General features: G+C 75.3%; 13 protein-coding genes, 2 tRNA genes and 1 other RNA gene. 10 read left to right on the top strand and 6 right to left on the bottom strand.

Annotated features, from left to right (window positions below):
• Nucleotides 1–66 precede the first annotated feature (66 nt).
• From ffs to tadA, 4 genes are all read right to left on the bottom strand, one after another.
• Nucleotides 67–160: signal recognition particle sRNA small type (gene ffs, locus AMPC_RS18055), an RNA gene on the bottom strand.
• A 26-nt stretch (nt 161–186) separates the two neighbouring features.
• Nucleotides 187–276, bottom strand: a tRNA-Ser gene (locus tag AMPC_RS18050).
• An 8-nt stretch (nt 277–284) separates the two neighbouring features.
• Nucleotides 285–371: transfer RNA gene (locus AMPC_RS18045), tRNA-Ser, on the bottom strand.
• Between the two features lie 64 nt (nt 372–435).
• Entirely contained in the window at nt 436–906 is a 471-nt protein-coding gene (tadA, locus tag AMPC_RS18040; RefSeq protein ID WP_248346352.1) for a tRNA adenosine(34) deaminase TadA, read from the bottom strand.
• Between the two features lie 166 nt (nt 907–1,072).
• Between tadA and AMPC_RS18035 the strand changes: the two genes are divergently transcribed.
• Nucleotides 1,073–3,508, top strand: a complete 2,436-nt coding sequence (locus AMPC_RS18035) for an Ig-like domain-containing protein (RefSeq protein WP_248342904.1) — start codon at nt 1,073–1,075, stop codon at nt 3,506–3,508.
• Nucleotides 3,509–3,568: 60 nt separating this feature from the next.
• On the opposite strand, the gene AMPC_RS18030 is transcribed toward AMPC_RS18035, so the two are convergent.
• The gene (locus tag AMPC_RS18030; RefSeq protein ID WP_248342902.1) at nt 3,569–5,326 is read right to left on the bottom strand and encodes a radical SAM protein; all 1,758 of its coding nucleotides are present in this window, start codon (nt 5,324–5,326) and stop codon (nt 3,569–3,571) included.
• 73 nt (nt 5,327–5,399) lie between these two features.
• On the opposite strand from AMPC_RS18030, the gene AMPC_RS18025 reads away from it, so the two are divergent.
• Genes AMPC_RS18025 through truD form a run of 3 tightly spaced genes read left to right on the top strand, consistent with a single transcriptional unit; the run spans nt 5,400 to nt 8,684 of the window.
• The gene (locus AMPC_RS18025; RefSeq protein ID WP_248342900.1) at nt 5,400–6,305 is read left to right on the top strand and encodes a DsbA family protein; all 906 of its coding nucleotides are present in this window, start codon (nt 5,400–5,402) and stop codon (nt 6,303–6,305) included.
• Nucleotides 6,306–6,330: 25 nt separating this feature from the next.
• The gene (locus tag AMPC_RS18020) at nt 6,331–7,644 is read left to right on the top strand and encodes a DUF4388 domain-containing protein (protein WP_248342897.1); all 1,314 of its coding nucleotides are present in this window, start codon (nt 6,331–6,333) and stop codon (nt 7,642–7,644) included.
• Nucleotides 7,641–8,684, top strand: coding sequence for a tRNA pseudouridine(13) synthase TruD (gene truD / locus AMPC_RS18015; protein ID WP_248342895.1), 1,044 nt, complete (start codon nt 7,641–7,643; stop codon nt 8,682–8,684). Before AMPC_RS18020 ends, truD begins: the two co-directional genes overlap by 4 nt.
• On the opposite strand, the gene AMPC_RS18010 is transcribed toward truD, so the two are convergent.
• A complete protein-coding gene (locus AMPC_RS18010; protein ID WP_248342894.1) occupies nt 8,611–9,126 on the bottom strand; it encodes a hypothetical protein in 516 nt (171 codons plus the stop codon). The genes truD and AMPC_RS18010 overlap by 74 nt on opposite strands.
• A 144-nt stretch (nt 9,127–9,270) precedes the next feature.
• Here AMPC_RS18010 and AMPC_RS18005 point away from each other — a divergent pair, with 144 nt between their 5' ends.
• Genes AMPC_RS18005 through AMPC_RS17980 form a run of 6 tightly spaced genes read left to right on the top strand, consistent with a single transcriptional unit; the run spans nt 9,271 to nt 16,561 of the window.
• The gene (locus AMPC_RS18005) at nt 9,271–11,271 is read left to right on the top strand and encodes a proton-conducting transporter transmembrane domain-containing protein (protein WP_248342893.1); all 2,001 of its coding nucleotides are present in this window, start codon (nt 9,271–9,273) and stop codon (nt 11,269–11,271) included.
• Nucleotides 11,268–12,188 carry a respiratory chain complex I subunit 1 family protein gene (locus tag AMPC_RS18000; protein WP_248342892.1) on the top strand — a complete coding sequence of 307 codons (921 nt, stop codon included), beginning with the start codon at nt 11,268–11,270 and terminating at the stop codon, nt 12,186–12,188. The genes AMPC_RS18005 and AMPC_RS18000 overlap by 4 nt, the downstream gene beginning before the upstream one ends.
• Entirely contained in the window at nt 12,185–12,847 is a 663-nt protein-coding gene (locus tag AMPC_RS17995) for an NADH-quinone oxidoreductase subunit K (RefSeq protein ID WP_248342891.1), read from the top strand. The genes AMPC_RS18000 and AMPC_RS17995 overlap by 4 nt, the downstream gene beginning before the upstream one ends.
• Before the next feature lie 5 nt (nt 12,848–12,852).
• Nucleotides 12,853–14,280, top strand: coding sequence for a proton-conducting transporter transmembrane domain-containing protein (locus AMPC_RS17990; protein ID WP_248342890.1), 1,428 nt, complete (start codon nt 12,853–12,855; stop codon nt 14,278–14,280).
• Entirely contained in the window at nt 14,277–15,743 is a 1,467-nt protein-coding gene (locus AMPC_RS17985) for a hydrogenase large subunit (RefSeq protein WP_248342889.1), read from the top strand. The genes AMPC_RS17990 and AMPC_RS17985 overlap by 4 nt, the downstream gene beginning before the upstream one ends.
• Nucleotides 15,740–16,561 carry an NADH-quinone oxidoreductase subunit B family protein gene (locus AMPC_RS17980; protein WP_248342887.1) on the top strand — a complete coding sequence of 274 codons (822 nt, stop codon included), beginning with the start codon at nt 15,740–15,742 and terminating at the stop codon, nt 16,559–16,561. Before AMPC_RS17985 ends, AMPC_RS17980 begins: the two co-directional genes overlap by 4 nt.
• The last annotated feature ends 9 nt before the right edge of the window (nt 16,562–16,570 follow it).

Below are 16,570 nucleotides of genomic sequence, written 5' to 3'. Positions count from 1 at the left end.
TCGCGCAGGCCGCCGGGGCAGCGGAGGCGTTTCGGGAAGGAGGCGCTTCGCGCAAATAAAAAGCCGGCTCACAATCCCCGGGCGCACGGAGAACCTCCCACCGTTGCTCCCTTCCGGGCCTGGCGGGGTTCGGAAGCGCCCACGTCGCCCGAGGATTCTGAGCCGGCTCGACTGCCGGGTACAGCTTGGCGGAGAGGGTGGGATTTGAACCCACGGTACCGTTCCCGGTACACACGATTTCCAGTCGTGCACCTTCAGCCGCTCGGTCACCTCTCCAAGATGTACGGAGAGCGTGGGAGTCGAACCCACGGTACGGTTACCCGTACACCTGATTTCGAGTCAGGCGCCTTCGGCCACTCGGCCAGCTCTCCGCGGACCGATCTAACCGATCTCCCTCGGCCGGCCAAGGGGGTTCGCGGCTCTCCCCCTCCTTTTTCAGTCGGCCTCCGGCTCCCCGGCCGCCACGGGCGCCCGCGCGCGGCGCCGTTCCTGGAAGAACGCCCGGAGCAGGGCCCCGCACTCCTCGCCGCGGAGCCCGCGCTCCACCGGGAACCGGTGGTTGAGCCGCGGATCGGAGGTGAGATCCATGAGCGACCCGACCGCGCCGGCCTTGGGATCGCTCGCGCCGAAGACCAGGCGGTCGATCCGGGCCAGCACCAGGGCGCCGGCGCACATGGCGCAGGGCTCGAGCGTGACGACGAGGGTCACGCCGGTGAGCCGCCAGCTCCCGAGCGCGCGCGCCGCCTCCTGGATCGCCAGGAGCTCGGCGTGGGCGGTCGGGTCGTTGGCCCGCTCCCGGGCGTTCCGGCCGCGGCCCACGATCCGGCCCTCGAAGAGGGCCACCGCGCCGACCGGGACCTCCCCCTCCCCGGCCGCCTGCCGGGCGAGCGCCAGGGCCTCCTGCATGGCCTCGTCGATGGTCACGGAGGTGGTGTACCCCGGCCGCCGGGCCGACGCGAGCACCTCGGCGGCGGCGCGGCCCGGACCCGGGGCGTGTAGGCGGACCTCCGCCAACTTGACCCCCTCCTGTGTGTCCCGGATACTTCGGGGGCTCCCCTTCCGAGGTCACGCCATGTCCATCCGCCGCATCCTCGCAGTTGCCTTGGCCCTGCTCGCGGGCGCCGCCTGCTCGGGGAGCAAGACGACGAGCGTCCCGTCGCAGCCGCTCGCGGTGACCGTCTCGGCCGCGACCGTCATGGCCGACGGCACGAAGACCGTCACCGTCCACGTGGCGAACGCCGCCGCGGGCGCGGTGGCGCTCACCACCACGCGCGGCACCTTCCAGGAGGGGACGCGCACCACCGCGGTGCAGGGCCCGGCGTCCGACGCGGTGCTGACCACCTGTGACGCGACGCTCGACGCGAGCTGCCAGGGCACGGCGACCATCACCGCCACCGACGCCGCGCTCCGCACCGCCTCGGCACAGGTCTCCTTCCTCGGCGCCGAGGTCTGCAACAACGGCGTGGACGACAACGGCGACGGGCTCGTGGACTGCCAGGACTCGGCCTGCGACAGCAAGGCCTGCGTGACCGCCGGCGGGGTCGCCGGCACCTGCCAGGCGCTCACCTGCGTCGCGCCGGTCTGCGCCCCCACCGCCTCCTCCGAGACCAACTGCCAGGACGGCCTGGACAACGACTGCAACGGCACCATCGACTGCCTCGACAGCGCCTGCGACGGCCAGGCCTGCAAGGCCGGCTCGCCCACCTTCCGCTGCCAGAGCCAGAAGTGCGTGGACATGGGCTCGGGCTACGGCCTCTCCATCACCCCCGCCCGCGCCCGCATCCCGGCCGACGGCAAGGCGAGCACGCTCGTGACCCTCTCGGTCTCGAAGTCGGGCAGCGCGGCCGCCAACGCCACCGTGAACCTCTCGACCACGCTCGGCACGCTGTCGGCCCCGTCGGTGCAGACCGACTCCACCGGCAAGGCCACCGTGCTCCTCACCTCCGACGAGAACGGCGGCATCGCCACCATCACCGGCACGGTCGCGCAGGCGCCGCTCGTCTCGATGACGGCCACGGTCGCCATGCCACTCCTCGGCTCGATCACGGTGGTCCCGGTGACCGCGCCGGTCCTGGGCGCCAAGTACTCGGGCTTCAACGAGCAGATCCCGATCTCGGTCCTGCTCCTCGACACCAACCAGCAGCCCTACCCCGACGGCCTGGCGGTGCGCTTCGAGCACCAGCAGCTCGGCGGGTCGGAGATCTCGAAGCCCTTCACGGCCGACACCTCCACCTGCACCGCCGCCACCCACTGCCTCGGCTACCTCGGCGCGACCGCCTCCACCAAGACCGGCAAGGCCGACTCGGACGGCCTCGCCGCGGTGAACCTCTACTCCGGCACCGTCGCCGGGCCGGTCGCGATCAAGGTGACCGCCACCGCGGGCGGGCTCCAGCGCAGCTACGTGATCCAGAACCTGGCGGTGGTGGGCGCCAAGGCGAGCGGCGCGCAGGTGTCGATCGACTGCACGCCGAAGAACCTCCCGGCGCTCATGGACACCAACTGCACCCAGACCTTCTACGCCAAGCAGGACGTGACCTGCACCGCCTACTTCGCCGACCGGTTCGGCAACGTGCTCGGCGTGCCGACCCTCGCCACCTTCCGGAGCGAGGCCGGGGCGGCCGGCCAGCCGGTCACCACCACCGCCTACGACCCGTCGAAGGGCACCGACCAGACCTCGACGCTCGGCTTCGCCAAGAACACGGTCCTGGTGGGCGGCTACGGGCTCCCGCTCGACGTGGAGCCCTTCACCGGCGAGCCGAGCCACGCGCTCGCGGCGCCCGACGCCTGCGGCGTGAGCACGCGGAACCCGCGCGACGGCCTCGTCACCATCCTCGTCGCCGTGAAGGGCGAGGAGGGCTTCGTGGACCTGAACGGCAACGGCATCTGGGACCAGGGCGAGCCGTTCGTCGATCAGGGCGAGCCCTACCTCGACGAGAACGACAACGGCGTGCACGACGCCAACGAGCCGTACATCGACGTGAACGGCAACGGGCTCTACGACGGGCCGAACGGCAAGTGGGACGCCGACACGACCATCTGGGCCGAGACGCGGGTGCTCTACACCGGCCTGCCCGACCTCGGGGTCTCCACCTGGTCGGCCGCGACCTTCAGCGTGGCGGCCTCCCCGGCCACCTCGAAGCTGGTGAGCGCCACGCTGCTCGACCCGAACCTGAACATCCTCACCTCCGGCGCCAGCTTCGCGGTCTCCTCCGTGATGCAGAACGCCAGCGCGACCATCGTGAACGGCCCGATCACCTTCGTGGACAGCCTGGGCATGGGCTTCAGCCAGCTCTACTGCTCGACCGAGGCCCCGACGACGCTGGCCGGCTGCTCCGCCACGTGCCAGACCTCGCCCTGCTACCGGGTCTCGACCGTGAGCGGCTTCAGCACCGGCGACGTCATCCCGGTGCTCGTGACCGGCGCGAAGGCCGGCGGAGAGACGGTGGACCTCAAGATCACCGTCGACGGGATCTACGAGTTCTTCCCGCTGAACGGCACGGTCAACTAGAGGGCGCGCCAGCCCGATGCGTCCGAGGAGGGCCGGCCGCCGCGCCGGCCCTCTTCTTTTCTAGCCCTGCAGCACCGGCAGCCCGGGCCGCAGCTCCGGGTGCCCGGCGCAGTCGAGCCCGCAGGCGCGGCAGGTCTCGACGTGGCACTTGGGCGTGATCTTCGCCCCGACGCCGCGCCGGTACTCGCGCGCCAGGAAGCGCTTCTCGAGCCCCTGGTCGATGAAGTCCCAGGGGAGCCGGTCCTCGACCGGGATCTCGCGGCCGGCGAACCACGCGGGGTCGTGCGGCCAGGCCGGCAGCGCCTTGCGCACGTCGCCGCCGTGGTCGCGGGCCGCCGCCTCGAGGAGGTCGGCCACCCGGCGGTCGCCGCGCGAGAGGAGCGACTGGAGCGTCGCCTCGCGCGGCGAGAGGAAGTCCACGTCCACGCCGCGGGGCCGGAGCGTCTTCTCGAGCAGCCGCCGCTTCTCCTTGAGCCGCTTCTCCTCGCACATGGGCGCCCACTGGAACGGCGTCCAGGGCTTCGGGACGAAGGGGTTCACCGAGAGCGTGATGCGCCCCATGCGCCCGCGCTCCTTCGCGTAGCGCATCATCACCTCGTCGCGGATCCGCAGCGCGAGGCGGGCCATCCCGAGCACGTCGTCCTCGGTCTCGGTGGGGAGCCCGCACATGAAGTACATCTTCACGTGGGCCATGCCCTGCGAGAGGGCGTTCTCCGCCGCCCGCACCACCAGGTCGTCGGGGAAGTCCTTGTTGATGACCCGCCGCATCCGCTCGGTCCCGGCCTCCGGGGCGATGGTGATGGAGCGCTCGCCGCCCTCCGCCATGCGGCGCGACAGCGCGGGGGTGATGGCGTCCACGCGCAGCGACGAGGGGCTGAAGGTGCCGCCGCCCTCGCCGATGAAGCAGGTGAGCGGGTCGAGCCCGGTGTGGTCGCTCGTGTCGGGGCCCACGAGGCCGACGCGCAGCCCCCGCTCCATCCCCTTGCGCGCCTCGGCCCGCAGGGTCTCGAGATCCACCTCGCGGTAGGGGCGCTGCACGAACCCGGCGGCGCAGAAGCGGCAGCCCCAGAGGCAGCCCCGCGCCACCTCGGTGAGGAACAGGTCCCCGAACTGGGCGTCGGGGGAGTCGAGCACGCGCGAGGTGGGCCGGCCGCGCAGGTCGGCGACGTACAGGCGCCGGGTCCGCTCCGGCGCGCCCTCCCTCGGCGCGAAGCGGGTCACCCAGCCCGGGCCGCCGGAGCGCGTGTCGGCGTACTCCACGTCGTAGAGCGACGGGACGTAGGCGCCCGGCAGGGAGGCGAGCCCGGCGAGGAGCTCCTCGCGCGAGAGCTCCCGACCGGCGAGCGCGCGGACGCGGGCGACGAACGGCGCCGCCAGCTCCTCGGCCTCGCCGACCAGGAAGGCGTCGAAGAACGGCGCCACCGGCTCGGGGTTGATCTGCACGGCGATGCCGCCGGCCACCACCAGCGGCTCGCCGCCCCGCCGGTCGGCCGCCCGCACGGGCAGCCCGGCCCGCAGCAGCAGCTCGACCACGTGCACGTAGTCGTCCTCGAAGGAGAGCGAGAACGCCACCACGTCGAAGTCGGCCAGGGCGAGCCCCGACTCCTCGCTGCGGGGCGGCTCGCCGGGCGACTCGGGGAGGAAGACCCGCTCGCAGAGCGCCTCCGGCTGATCGTTCAGGATCCGGTAGACGGCGTGCAGGCCCAGGTTGGCCATGCCCAGGCGGTAGGCGTTCGGGTACACGAGCGCCACGCGCAGCCTGCCGCCGCGCTCCTTGCGCACCGCCCCGCCCTCGAGGTCCCGCCGTTCCCGATCCACGATCCCCTTCTAAACGAGCGGCCCGCCCCCTACAATCCAACCCCTCCTCCGACACAGCCGGACGGCACCACCCATGAAGAAGATCGCCCTCCCCGCCCTCGCCCTCGCGAGCGCCCTCGCCCTCCTCGCCGCGGTGCGCCCGACCCGCGCCCGCGCCGCGGCCGCGCCCGACCTGTCGCAGCTGCTCCCCGAGCTGCCGCTCGAGCGGCTGACCCCGGCCCAGCGCGAGGAGCTCACCAAGGCCCTCTCGGGGCAGTACTGCTACTGCGGCTGCCCGCACACGCTCATGGGCTGCCTGAAGGAGCACAAGGGCTGCCACCACGCCCCGCGGATGGCCGCGGTGGCGGCGCGGCTCGCCGCCGGCGGCCTGCGCGCGCCCGACATCTCGAAGGCGCTCTCCGAGTACTACGCGAGCTTCGAGAAGAACAAGCGGGCGAAGCTCGACGTGAAGGACTTCGGGCCGCCGCAGGGCAAGGCGAGCGCCCCCATCACCATCGTCGAGTTCTCCGACTTCACCTGCCCGTACTGCCAGCTCCTCCGGCCCCAGCTCGAGGACTTCGTGGACCAGCGGCGCGACCGGGTGCGGCTCTTCTACAAGCCGTTCCCGCTCCCCATGCACCCGCGGTCGATGGAGGCGGCCCAGGCCGGCGAGTGGGCGCGCGAGAAGGGCTTCTTCTGGCCCATGCACGACGCGCTCTTCACCCACCCGCACGACCTCAAGGACCAGGACCTCTCCACCTACGCGCGGCAGCTGGGCGGCGACCCCGGCGACCTGCTCAAGGCGCTGCAGGCGAACCGCTACAAGGCGAAGGTGGAGGGCTCGAAGGCCGAGGCGACCGCCGCCGGCCTGACCGGCACCCCGACCCTGTTCCTGAACGGCCGCCGCTACACGCTGCCGGACTACTCCCCCGCCACCCTCGAGTTCACGCTGCAGGACGAGGAGGAGTGGCACAAGCACGGCGGCTGGCAGCACGACTGACGACCCCGCGCCGCCAGGGCTCCCCGTGAGCGACCGCCCCGCCCCGAGCGCGCCCTTGACCCTCGACGTGGACGCGCACGGGCGCGTCGCGCCGGGGGACGACCTCGCGCGCCGCGCCCTCGCCGACCGGGCCGGGCGGTTCCTGCTCCTGCCGAGCGCGCCCGACCTGCTGGTGGCGCGGCGCTCGCCGGGCGGGGGCGGGGCGGTGGCGCCGCCCCGCTGCGTCCTCGCCGGCGACCTCTCCGCGTTCCCCATCGCCGACCTCGTCACCTTCATCCACCAGTCGCGCCTCTCCGGGCGGCTGGAGGTGGCGGCCGCCGGGGTCGAGCGGGCCATGGTCTTCAAGGACGGCGAGGTGACCGGCGCGACCAGCGCCGCGCCGGGCGAGCGGATCGGGGAGGTGGCGGTGCGGCTCGGGTACGTCACCGCGGCGCAGGTGCGCGCCGGGATGCGCTCGGGGCGGCCGCTCGGGAAGCACCTCGTCGAGGCCGGCGCCATCAGCTCGGCCGACCTCTGGAAGTGCTTCCACGAGCAGGTCTCGGCGGTGTTCCACGCGGTGCTCCTGGCGCGCGAGGGCGTCTTCGTCATGCTCGACGGGGCGCCGGACGACCTGCACGGCACCCCGCTCTCGATGAGCACGCAGGCGCTGCTCATGGACGCCATCCGGCGCATCGACGAGCTGAGCCTCTTCCAGTCCCGGATCCCGGGGCCGCAGGCCTTCCTGCGCCGGCGCGAGCCGCGCAGCCCGGTGGCGCTCAAGCCCCTCGAGCAGCAGCTCCTCGACCGCGTGGACGGGCGCACCCGCGTCGCGGGGATCGCGGCGGCGCTGCACCTCAACGAGTTCGACGCGATCAAGGTGCTCTACCACCTCGCCGAGGCGGGCTACGTGGAGGCCGCGGCCGAGCCGCTGGCCGGCCCGGCGGAGGCGCCGGCGGAGCGGCTCGGGGCCATCTGCGAGGGGATGAACGAGCTCTTCCGGGTCATCGGCGCCGCGGTGGGCGCGGGCGGGATCGAGCCGGTCCTGGCCGGCAGCCGCCCCTTCCTCTCCGACCCGGCGAGCCGCTTCGCGCCGCTCTACCGGAAGCTCCAGCCGGCCCGCGACCTCTCGCTCGAGCCGGCCGCGCTGCTCCTCAACCTCGAGGCGCTCGACCCGAAGCGGCTGCGCGAGCTCGAGCCCTCCGGCGACCGGGCCGGCTACCTCTTCGACGCGCTCGCCGAGCTCATGTTCTTCTACCTGTTCCAGGCGGGCGAGAAGCTCCCGCGCGCGGCCGACGAGGCCCTGGCGCGCGAGGTGAAGCGGCGCTTCGACGCCCTCGCCAGCCTCAAGGCCACCCCATGACCCTCCCCTTCGTCACCGCCGACCTGCCCGGCTCGGGCGGCGCCATCAAGCGCTCGCCCGAGGACTTCCGGGTGGACGAGGTGCCCGCCTACCTGCCGCAGGGCGACGGCCCGCACCTCTACCTCCTGGTCGAGAAGCGGGGGCGGACCACGCCCGACGTGGTGCGCGGGATCGCCCGCGCGCTCTGCGTGCCGGAGCGCGACTGCGGCTACGCCGGCCTGAAGGACCGCGAGGCGGTGACGACGCAGTGGCTCTCCTTCCCCTGCCCGCGCGACCCCGACCCGGAGAGGCTCGCCGGCGAGGGCTACCGCGTGCTCCGGGCCTCGCGCCACCAGAACAAGCTCAAGGCGGGCCACGCCCGCGGCAACCGCTTCGGCATCGCCGTGCGCGGCGGCGACCTCGCGCGGGCCGCCGCCTGCGCCGAGGGGCTCGCCGCCCGCGGGCTCCCCAACTTCTTCGGGGCGCAGCGGTTCGGGCGCGACGGGGACAACGCCGCGGTGGGGAAGCTCCTCCTGCAGGGGCGGCTCGAGGATCCGCGCGCCCGGCGCGCCGCGCGCGACCGCTTCCTGCGGCGGCTCACGCTCTCGGCCTGGCAGTCGGCGCTCTTCAACCGCTGGCTCGCGGAGCGGCTCGCCGACGGCCTCTTCGCCGCGGCGCTCGCGGGCGACGTGATGAAGAAGCTCGACTCCGGCGGGGTGTTCGACTGCGCCGATCCCGCGGCCGACGCGCCGCGCGTGGCGGCCTTCGAGATCTCGCCGGCGGGCCCGATGTTCGGCCACAAGCTGCGCCCGGCCTCGGGCGAGGCGCTCGCGCGCGAGGAGCGGCTCCTCGCCGCGGAGGGCGTGACCCTCGACGACCTGCGCCGAGGCGGCGGCGAGGCCGAGGGGACGCGCCGGGCGGCGCGGCTGCCGGTGCAGGTGTCGCTCGAGCCGATGGAGGGCGGCTACCGCGCGAGCTTCGAGCTCCCTAGGGGCTCGTACGCGACGGTGGTGATGGGGGAGCTGACGAAGTCGGAGGCGGACCTCGGGGAGGCGGAGTAGCGGCGCAGCGCCGGTGCGCCCGCAGGAGGGCGCGCGCCGCGTCGGCCACGGCCCGCGCGTCCGCCGGGGCGAGCCCCCGGGCGTCGTCGAACCACCCGGTCTCGCGGGCCACCGACCCCTCCCGCGCCAGGGCGAGCCGGGTGGAGACGAGGTCGCAGCAGCCCCGCGGGTTCCCGGGCTGGACGTAGCGCGGCGCCCAGCGGCCCGGCCGGGCCCGGCGGACCGCGCGCGCGAGGGCGGCGAGCCGGGCGGGATCGGCCTTCAGCCCGGCGCAGGTGCCCGCCAGCCGCGCCAGCGTCACCTCTCCCGCGCTGGTGACGGTGACGGTCGCGTCGGAGAGCGGGCCGGCGAGCCCGCCCGACTCGGCGTAGGTGACCTGCCAGGCGGGGGCGGCGGCGAGCGCCGCGAGCGCGAGCGGGGCGACGACCATCGGCGCGAACATCGGCGGGCCTCCGACCGCAGCCTACCGCAGCCTCGGCCCGAGAAGTTGCGCTCACCCGCCCGGGAGACGTAGAACCGCCGGGCCGATGGAGCCGAACCTCACACGGCCCGCCCCGGCGTCGCGCGCGCGGCGGAGGCGCCGGGCGTGACCGCCTTCCTGGCGGCCCTGGCCCTCTTCGCCGCGGGTGCGCTCGCGGCCGTCGCGCTCTCCTCGCGCCCGCGCCTGGCCCTCGCCGCCGCCACCGCCGCCGCCGCGCTCGGCTGCGCCGCCGGGCTCCTCCCCGCGCTCCGGGTGCTGGCGGGCGGCCCGGCGCTCGACCTCTCGCTCGCCTGGAACGCGCCGCTCGCCGGGTTCCACCTGCGCCTCGACCCGCTCGCGGCCCTCTTCCTCGCGCCGCTCTTCGCGCTCGGCATCCCGGCCTCGCTCTTCGGGGCCTGGTACCTGCGGCCGAGCCTGGGCCGGCGCGGCCTCGGCGCCTTCCTCTGCGCCTACGACCTGTTCCTCGCCGCGCTGGCCCTGGTGTTCGCAGCGCGGCACGCCGCGCTCCTGCTCGCGGCCTGGGAGGCGATGGCCGTCAGCTCCTTCCTGCTCGTCTCGTTCGACCACGCCGACGCGCAGGTGCGGCGGGCCGGGCTCGTCTACCTCGTCGCCTCGCACCTCGGCGCCGCCTTCCTCTTCGCCCTCTTCCTGCTGCTCGGGCGCGAGGCCGGCTCGTTCGACCTCGACGCCATCGCCGCGGTCCGGGGCGGCGCGGTCGCCCCGGCGCTCGCCTTCGGCCTCGCGCTCGTCGGGTTCGGCGTCAAGGCCGGCCTCCCCCCGCTCCACCTCTGGCTCCCCGAGGCCCACCCGGCCGCGCCGAGCCACGTGTCGGCGCTGATGTCGGGCGTGCTCGTGAAGGCCGGCCTCTACGGCATCCTGCGGGTGGTCACGCTGCTCCCGCCGGCGCCGGCCGGCCACGGCGCGGTGCTCCTCGGCCTCGGGCTCGCGGGCGCGCTCGGCGGCATCACCCTCGCGCTCGGACAGCGCGATCTCAAGCGCGCGCTCGCCTGCTCCACCATCGAGAACGTGGGGCTCGTCACCGCCGGGCTCGGCGCGGCCCTCTCGGCCCGCGCCCTCGGCGCCCCGGCGGTGGCCGCCCTCGCCGCCCTCGCCGCGCTGTTCCACGTCTGGAACCACGCGCTCATGAAGGGGCTCGCCTTCCTCTCGGCGGGCGCGGTGGTCCACGCCACCGGCACGCGCGACCTCGAGGCCATGGGCGGGCTCCTGCGCCGCATGCCGGCGGTGGGCGGGCTGCTCCTCGCCGCCTGCGCCGCCCTGTCGGCCCTGCCCCCCTGGAACGGCTTCGCCTCGGAGTGGCTGCTCTTCTCGGCCCTCCTGCGCGGCGCCGTGGACGCGCCGGGCGCGGCGGCGCTCGGGGCCGGGCTCGCGCTCACCGCGCTCGCCCTCGTGAGCGGCCTCGCCGCGCTCGCCTTCACCCGCGTCGCCGGCGTGGCGCTGCTCGGCGAGCCGCGCAGCGAGGCGGCCCGGACGGCCCACGCGCCCGGGGCGGCCGCCTGGGGGCCGCTCCTCGCCCTCGGCGCGGGCTGCCTCGCGCTCGGGCTCTTCCCCGGGGCGGCCCTCCGGCTCGTCGCCCCCGCGGCGGCGCAGCTCCTCGACCGCCCCGCCGAGGAGCTCCTCCTCGCGGCCGGCCCGGCGGTCCGCGCCGGCGGCGGGCTCCAGGCCGGCGTGCTCGCCTTCGTGGCCCTCGCCGGCGCGCTCGAGCTGTGGCGCCGGCTGCGCGTGCGCCGCCAGGGCCAGGTCGCGGGCGAGACCTGGGGCTGCGGCTTCACCGTCCCATCGGCGCGGGTGCAGTACACCGCCTCCTCCTACGCGCAGCTCCTCCTCTCGACGGTGGCGCCGCGGCTCCTGCAGCCCCGCGCCCGCGTGACGCCGCCGCAGGGCGTCTTCCCCGGCGCGGCCCGCTTCGAGCAGCGCGTCCAGGATCCGGCCGAGGAGCGGCTGTTCGGGCCGCTCTTCCACGCGGCGGCGCGCCGCTTCCGGCTCCTGCGCGGGCTCCAGTCCGGCAAGCTCAACCTGCAGCTCCTCTACACGCTCGTCACGCTGGTGGTGCTGGTCGCGATCCTCGCCCTCCGGAGCCGGCCGTGAGCCACGACCTCGCCCGCGCCGGGCTGCAGCTCGCGCTGCTCGCCGTCGTGCCCCCGCTCCTCCCCGGCATCGTCTCCCGCGTGAAGGCCCGCGTGGCCGGCCGGAAGGGGCCGCCGCTCCTGCAGCTCTACTCCGACCTGGCGCGGCTCTGCCGCAAGGGCGAGGTGAAGAGCACCACCGCCGGCGCCGCGTTCCACCTCGGCCCGGTGGTGGCCGCCGCCGGGGCGCTCGCCGCCGGGCTGCTCGTCCCCGGCCCGGGGTCGCCCGCCCTCCTCGCGTTCCGCGGGGACCTGTTCCTGCTGGCCGGGCTCCTCGCCGCCGGCCGGTTCTGCACCGTGCTCTCGGCCCTCGACACCGGCTCCGCCTTCGAGGGCATGGGCGCCGCCCGCGAGGTGACCTTCGCGAGCCTGGCCGAGCCGGCGCTCTTCCTCTGCCTGCTCACGCTCTCGCGCGCCACCGGCGAGCTCTCGCTGTCGGCGATGCTCGGCCCGGCGCTCGGGCCGGCCTGGGCGCTCTGGGCCCCGGCGCTCCTCCTCTGCGCGGTGGCCCTCTTCGTGGTGGCGCTCGCCGAGAACTCGCGCATCCCGGTGGACGACCCCACCACCCACCTCGAGCTCACCATGATCCACGAGGTCATGGTGCTCGACCACTCCGGCCCGGACCTCGCGCTCGTGCTCTACGGCGCGGCGGTGAAGCTCTACGTCTTCGGCGCGCTCCTCGCGCGGCTGCTGCTCGGCGGCGGCGGCCAGGGGCTCCTCGGGGGCAGCCTGTCGCTCCTCGTCGGGCTCGCGCTCTTCGCCATCGCGGTCGGGCTCGTCGAGTCCACCATGGCCCGCCTGCGGCTCGCCCGGGTGCCGCAGCTCCTCGTCGGCGCCGGCGTCCTCTCCCTCTTCGCCTTCGTCCTCCTGGTCCGATGAGCGCGCTCCGCCTGGCCACCATCGCCGAGACGGTCTTCATCCTGGTGGTGATGATCGACTTCTTCGTGCTCGCCTCGTCGCGGCTCAAGGCGGCCATCCGCGCGGTGGCGGCGCAGGGGGCGCTGCTGGCGCTCTTGCCGCTCCTCCTCGCGCCGCAGGAGCTGCACGTCCTCCATGTGCTCGCGCTCTCGCTGGGCGCGCTCCTCGTGAAGGGGATCGCCATCCCCTGGATGCTCGGCTGGGCCATGCGCGAGGCCTCGGTGTCGCGCGAGGTGGAGCCGGTGGTCGGGTACGTGCCGTCGCTCGTGCTCGGCGGGCTCGGCGTGATGCTGGCCTTCGCCTTCTCCGCCACCCTCCCGCTCCCCACGCCGGAGCGCCACCCCTACCTCGTCGCCACCTCGCTCTCCACCGTCTGGACCGGGATGCTGCTGGTGGTGAGCCGGAAGAAGGCGGTCTCGCAGGTGCTCGGGTTCCTGGTGCTCGAGAACGGCGTCTTCGTCTTCGGCCTGCTCCTCAGCGACTTCATGCCCTGGATGGTCGAGGCGGGCGTGCTCCTCGACCTCTTCGCGGCGGTGTTCGTGATGGGCATCGTCATCTTCCACATCCACCGGACATTCTCCTCGATGGACACCGAGAAGCTCTCGGCCCTGCGAGACTGAGCGCGATGCTCCTCGTCGTCCTCTTCCCGCTGCTCCTCGGCGCCCTCGCCTTCGCGCTCCCCTCGCGCCGGGCGCGGCCGCTGCTGCTGCTCGCGGGGGCGGTGGGGCACGCGGCCGGCGTCGCCTGGCTCTTCGCGGATCCCGGCGAGGCGATCCCGGGCTGGCTCGAGCTCGACGCGCCCGGCAAGGTGGTGCTCGCCACCGTCTCGGCCCTGTTCCTCGCCTCGGCCGCCTACGCCCAGCGCTACCTGCGCCTGCGCGAGGACCGGGAGAACCGGGTCTTCGTGGGCGGCCTCCTGGTGCTGCTGGCGGCGCTCTCGGTGGTGGCGCTCTCGCAGCACCTCGGGCTCCTCTGGGTGGCCATCGAGGTGACCACCCTCACCACGGCGCCGCTCATCTACTTCGACCGCGACGCCCGCTCGCTCGAGGCCGCCTGGAAGTACCTCCTCGTCTGCTCGCTCGGCGTGGCGCTGGCGCTCCTCGGCACCTTCTTCCTCGCGCTCGCGAGCGCCGCGCCCGGCGGCCCCCGCTCGCTGGTGCTGCGGGAGCTGGTCGCCGCCGGCCCGGCCCTCTCGCGCCCCTGGGTGCGCGCCGCCTTCGTCTTCCTGCTCGTCGGCTACGGCACGAAGATGGGGCTCGCCCCGCTCCACTCCTGGAAGCCCGACGCCTACGGCGAGGCCCCGGGCCTCCTCGGCGCGCTCCTCTCCGGCGGCGTCACCAGCGCCGCCTTCCTGGCGCTGGCGCGCGTGCTCCAGGTCTGCGGCGCGGCCGGCGAGGGGGACTTCTCGCGGCAGGCGCTGCTCGTGATGGGGCTGCTCTCGATGGCGCTGGCGTGCGTCTTCATCGTGGGGCAGCGCGACTACAAGCGGATGCTGGCCTACTCCTCGGTGGAGCACATGGGCATCCTCGCCGTGGGGCTCGGCGTGGGCGGCGCGGCCGGGGCGGGCGCGTTCTTCCACGCGCTCAACAACGGCCTCGTGAAGGGCGTGCTCTTCCTCGCCGCCGGCTCCATCCACCGCTCCTACGGCACGAAGCGGGTGGACGAGGTGCGCGGCGCGCTGCGCCGGCTGCCGCTCTCCGGGCCGCTCTTCCTGGCCGGCTTCTTCGCCGTCACCGGCGCGCCGCCGTTCGGCCCCTTCTTCAGCGAGCTCGCCATCCTGCAGGGCGCCTTCGGCTCCGGCCACGCCGTGGCCGGCGCGCTCTTCCTCGCCTTCACCGCCGTGATCTTCGTCGGCATGGGGTCCATCGTCCTCGGCGTGGTGCAGGGCGACCCGGAGGGCTGCCCGGAGCGGCCGGGCCAGGCCGACGGCTGGGGGAACGCCGCGCCGCCGCTGGCGCTCCTCGCCGCCTCGCTCGTGCTCGGGCTCTGGCTCCCGCCGTCCTTGCGGGACCTCTTCGCCGCCGCCTCCGCCACCGTGGGGGGCCGGCCGTGAGCGACCGCCTCCTCCCGGTCCGCAACGGCGCGGTGGTGCCGCTCTCCGAGATCCCGGTGCTGCCGCCGGCCGGGTTCCAGCTGCTCCTCGGCGAGACCCTCGAGGCGGGCGGCCGGCTCGCGGCCTACGTGGGCGAGCGCGACGCCGGCGGCCAGGTCCGGCTCACGGCGCTCCTCGCCGACGACGCCGCCGGCCGGCTCGGCCTCGCCGCCACGCTCCCCGGCGACGCGCTCCCGTCGCTCGCCCGCGACTTCCCGCAGGTGGAGCGGTTCGAGCGGGCCCTCTTCGAGGAGCACGGGGTGCGGCCCGAGGGGCACCCCTGGATGAAGCCGGTCCGCGGCGCGCTCGCGGACGGCGCCCCGCGCTGGGCCATGCAGGGGCCGGAGCTGCACGAGGTGGCGGTGGGCCCGGTCCACGCCGGGATCATCGAGCCCGGCCACTTCCGGTTCCAGTGCCACGGCGAGCACGTGTTCCACCTCGAGATCCAGCTCGGGTACCAGCGGCGCGAGGTGGAGCGGCTCCTCGAGGCGGCGCGCGGGCCGCGGGCGCTCGCCCTCGCCGAGTCGATCGCCGGGGACACCGCGGTGGGCCACGCCCTCGCGCACGTGAGCGCGGTCGAGGCGCTCGCCGGCATCGAGGCCCCGCCGCGCGCGCAGGCGCTCCGGGCGGTCGGGCTCGAGCTCGAGCGGCTCGCGAACCACGTCGGCGACCTCGGCGCCATCGCCGGCGACGTCGGCTTCCTCCCCTCGGCCTCCTACCTGGGCGCGCTCCGCGCCGAGTTCCTGAACGCGCTCGCCGAGCTCTGCGGCAACCGCTTCGGCAAGGGGCTCCTCGCCCCGGGCGGCGTCCGCTTCGACCTCGACCCGGCGGAGACGGCGCGGCTCGCCGACCGGCTCTCCGGCGCCTTCGCCAAGGTGCGCGAGGCGGCGGGCCTCCTCTTCCGCTCGCCCTCGGCGCGCAACCGGACCGACGGCACCGGGGCGCTCACGCGGGCGCTCTGCGACGAGCTCGGGCTGGTCGGCCCCTGCGCGCGGGCCTGCGGCGCCGGCCGCGACGTGCGCCGCGACCACCCGGCCGGCCACTACCGGCAGGACCGGCCGCCGGTGGCGAGCGCCGACTCGGGCGACGTCTACGCCCGGGCGCTGGTGCGGCTGCTGGAGGCCGAGCGGAGCGCCCAGTTCGTGGACCGCACCCTGCAGCTCCTCCCGGAGGGACCGGCGCGCGTCACCTGCCCGCCGCCCGCGCCGGGCCACCTCGCGGTGGCGCTCGTGGAGGGCTGGCGCGGCGAGCTCGCCCACGTGGTCACCGCCGGCGAGGGCGGCCGCTTCGCCCGCTACGCCGTGGTGGACCCGTCGTTCCACGACTGGGCCGGGCTCGCGCTGGCGCTCCGCGGCGAGCAGATCTCCGACTTCCCGCTCTGCAACAAGAGCTTCAACCTCTCCTACGCGGGGCACGACCTGTGATCGATCTGCTGCGCCTGCGCGCCCGGCTCGGCCGGCAGACGGTCGCCTACCCGGAGGGCCCGGCCCGCTTCCCGGAGCGGTTCCGCGGCCGGCCGGCGCTCGACCCGGACCGCTGCGAGGCCGGCTGCCGCGCCTGCGCCGACGCCTGCCCGGTGGACGCGGTGCTCCGCCCCGGCGAGGCCGGCATGGCGCTCGACCTCGGGCGCTGCACCTTCTGCCCCGGCTGCGAGGAGGCCTGCCCCACCGGCGCGGTGCGGTTCACCCGCGACTACCGGCTCGCGGCCCGCGACCGCGAGGCGCTGGTCGTCTCCGGCGACCGGCCGCTCCTCGCCGAGGCCCTCGGGGCCGAGCTCCGCGGGCTCCTCGGCCGCTCGCTGCGGCTGCGGCAGGTCTCGGCGGGCGGCTGCAACGCCTGCGAGGCGGAGCTCAACGCCACCGGCAACGTCCAGTTCGACTTCTCCCGCTTCGGCGTCCAGTTCGTCGCCTCGCCGCGCCACGCCGACGGGGTGGTGGTGACCGGGCCGGTGTCGGATCACATGCGCGAGGCGCTGCGCCGGACCTGGGAGGCGACCCCGTCGCCGAAGATCCTGGTGGCGGTCGGCGCCTGCGCCATCTCCGGCGGGCCGTTCCAGGGCGGCTCGGTCGCGGGCGGCGCCGCCGAGGCGCTCCCGGGCGTGCCGGTGGACCTGTTCATCCCGGGCTGCCCGCCGCACCCGATCACGCTGCTCGACGGGCTGCTCCGGCTCCTCGGGCGGGTGAAGGGCGAGGCGCTCTCGCTCTCGCCGACCGGGATCGTGGGCCCGGCGCGGCGGGGGTGAGCCGGGCCC

Source organism: Anaeromyxobacter paludicola (assembly GCF_023169965.1).
In the GTDB taxonomy this organism is placed as follows: Bacteria; Myxococcota; Myxococcia; order Myxococcales; family Anaeromyxobacteraceae; genus Anaeromyxobacter_B; species Anaeromyxobacter_B paludicola.
Note: the sequence above shows the minus strand (reverse complement) of the source record. Positions and strands in the feature narration are given on the sequence as shown.

What these genes read in the sequence shown, in the direction of transcription:
- tadA (WP_248346352.1), bottom strand. Translation starts at nt 906, where the DNA reads ATGCAGGAGGCCCTGGCGCTCGCCCGGCAGGCGGCCGGGGAGGGGGAG.
- AMPC_RS18035 (WP_248342904.1), top strand. Translation starts at nt 1,073, where the DNA reads ATGTCCATCCGCCGCATCCTCGCAGTTGCCTTGGCCCTGCTCGCGGGC.
- AMPC_RS18025 (WP_248342900.1), top strand. Translation starts at nt 5,400, where the DNA reads ATGAAGAAGATCGCCCTCCCCGCCCTCGCCCTCGCGAGCGCCCTCGCC.
- truD (WP_248342895.1), top strand. Translation starts at nt 7,641, where the DNA reads ATGACCCTCCCCTTCGTCACCGCCGACCTGCCCGGCTCGGGCGGCGCC.
- AMPC_RS18010 (WP_248342894.1), bottom strand. Translation starts at nt 9,126, where the DNA reads ATGTTCGCGCCGATGGTCGTCGCCCCGCTCGCGCTCGCGGCGCTCGCC.
- AMPC_RS17995 (WP_248342891.1), top strand. Translation starts at nt 12,185, where the DNA reads ATGAGCGCGCTCCGCCTGGCCACCATCGCCGAGACGGTCTTCATCCTG.
- AMPC_RS17990 (WP_248342890.1), top strand. Translation starts at nt 12,853, where the DNA reads ATGCTCCTCGTCGTCCTCTTCCCGCTGCTCCTCGGCGCCCTCGCCTTC.